We start from the raw sequence: 2,218 nt of genomic DNA, 5'->3' as shown, positions 1-2,218 counted from the left end.
CGTTGCCCTGGTCGCGGCCGTGGCGGCGGCGATCATCTACTGGGACGAATGGACCAGTGCGCTACTCAACAGCGAGGCGTTCCAGTGGGTTAGCGGGCAACTGACCGCGCTGTCTGACTGGTTTGGCTCTATGGGCGGCTGGGCGGGCATGGCCAGCGCGGCGTGGGACGGCATCGTCAACATCTTTAAACAGGCCATCAATGGTTTGATCGAGATGCTGAACAAGATCCCGGGCGTGCAGATCGACGCTGCATTTGGGGATTTGCCGGCACCGCCGCAAATGCCGGGTATCAGTGCGCCCCAGGTCGAAGCGCCGTTGCTGCCCCAACTCGTGGGCGCCGCCCAGCAGCCGATCCAGGCGCCGCCCCTGGTGATGGCGGCCACGTCGAAGGTGCCGGCACAACCTGCGCCGATGCTCAACGCCCTGCAGCCCCAGGCACAAGCACCGGCTTTGGTTCTGGCCCCGGTACCGAAAGGCCCGGCGCCGATCGCGCAACCACTCGCCGCCCTGGAACCTCCGCGTCAACCGCCGGCCCTGGTACTGGCGCCGCCACCTATGCAGCAGGCCGAGCAAAGCCAGCAGCGTATCAATGGTGCCGTGGGCAGCCTGTCACCGAAACGGCCAGACGCTGTGCCCCGGGGCGGTCTGCTGGCAAGCATCCAGAACAACAACCAAACCCAGAACAAGGGCACCCATGTGGAGAACGTGAACATTCACACCGGCAAGCAGATGAACCCGCTGGAGCTGGAAGGCATGTTGGCCATGGCGGTGGGGTGATGAGCGAGTACATCGACCTGTTGATCATGGACAACGACCTGGCGCTGGACCCATCCCGTCAGCCGCTGCTGATTGATGACCGGGCCAGCATCGCCCAGGACATAGCGCACATGATCCGCGAAAGCGGCCTGCTGGTAACGCTGGTGGCCGAGCGTAGCAAGCTGCGTCAGCGCGACTGCATCCAGCAACTGGAGCTGCTGGTGGAGGCCGACCAACGCCTGGTGCCCGGTACCGCCCTGATTAACCAGGTGCAAACGGGGCAGTACCTGGTCACGGCGAAAACCCTGAAATTTGGCGACATCGAGGTGACCCTGTGAGCGACGTTGATTTTAAACAGGCGCTGGCAGAGTCCGGTATTCCGGTAACCGAGGAAGGTTTGCGCAAAGCCTGGGAAAAGGAAGTTGAGGCCCAGGGCAGCAAGCTGAGCAACACCAGCGCCTATTCGCCGTTCTGGCGGGTGATCACGGCCCTGGTGACCAAGCCGGTCATGTGGCTGATTACCTTCGTCAGCGACACCGTGCTGCCTAATTTCTTTGTCAAAACCGCCGTCCGTAAGTGGCTGGACATGTTGGCCTGGGCGGTCAACGTGGAGCGCAAAGGCGCGACCAAGGCCAAAGGCGTATTGCTGTTTACCCGTGACGTTGCCGGCGGCGCCCTGGAGCTGCCCGCCGGCATCCTGGTGCAGTCGGCGGCGATCAATGGCCATATCTACCAGTTGGTGACCACCCAGGCGGCGACCTTTGCCGATGGGCTGATGCAGCTGGAAGTGCCAGTGGAGGCCCAGGACGTGGGCAGCGGCTACAACCTGGCCCCGGGTTACTACGCCATCCTGCCGGTGCCGATCGCCGGCATTGCCCAGGTGGTCAACGCTGACGGCTGGTTGATTGCACCAGGTGCAGATCCTGAGCCTGACGAGCAGCTGCGTTTACGGGTGCGCAACCAGTTCTCGGCGGTCAACCAGTGGCATACCGACGCGGTATACCGGGCGATGATCGCCGGCTTCCCGGGCGTGCGGCCCGATGGCGTGTACTTTCTGCACGGCGCCCCACGGGGGCCAGGCAGTGCCAATGCTTATGTGCTGTTCGACGCGGACGTGCCGGCGGCGACGTACCTGGAGCAAATCAACGCGCATATCCGCGACCAGGGCAACCATGGCCATGGTGACGATCTGCTGGTCATGGTGATGCCTGAGACCCAGCACGCGCTGAAGTTGACCCTGTGGCCACGTAGCCTGCTGACCGTCGAGCAGCGCACCAAGCTGCAGGCCGAAGTCGATCTATTCGTCCGTGCGGCCTTTCGCGAGAGCGGCACCGGCGACTATCAGCCGACGCTGACCTATCCGCAGTCGCGGTTCTCCTTTAGCCGCCTGGGCGAAGAACTCCACCAGCAGTTCACCGGCATCGAGTCGTTGCGCTTCGATAACGCCGACATCGTGTCAGA

The 2,218-nt window shown here is 63.3% G+C and carries 2 protein-coding genes and 1 pseudogene; all 3 read left to right on the top strand.

Going from position 1 to position 2,218, the window contains the following annotated elements; genetic code table 11:
- Positions 1 to 778: pseudogene (locus tag H097_RS28355) on the top strand (phage tail tape measure protein); the annotation flags it as partial.
- Positions 778 to 1,095, top strand: coding sequence for a DUF2590 family protein (locus H097_RS26555; protein WP_032863555.1), 318 nt, complete (start codon positions 778 to 780; stop codon positions 1,093 to 1,095). The pseudogene H097_RS28355 and the gene H097_RS26555, both read left to right, overlap by 1 nt.
- Positions 1,092 to 2,218: baseplate J/gp47 family protein (locus tag H097_RS26550; protein WP_032863554.1), on the top strand; the 1,127-nt coding region annotated here is incomplete at its 3' end. The genes H097_RS26555 and H097_RS26550, both read left to right, overlap by 4 nt.

It is taken from the genome of Pseudomonas sp. FH4 (genome assembly GCF_000510915.2).
Lineage (GTDB): Bacteria > Pseudomonadota > Gammaproteobacteria > Pseudomonadales > Pseudomonadaceae > Aquipseudomonas > Aquipseudomonas brenneri.
The sequence above is the reverse complement of the archived record's forward strand: the minus strand, read 5'-3'. Positions and strand labels throughout refer to the sequence as shown.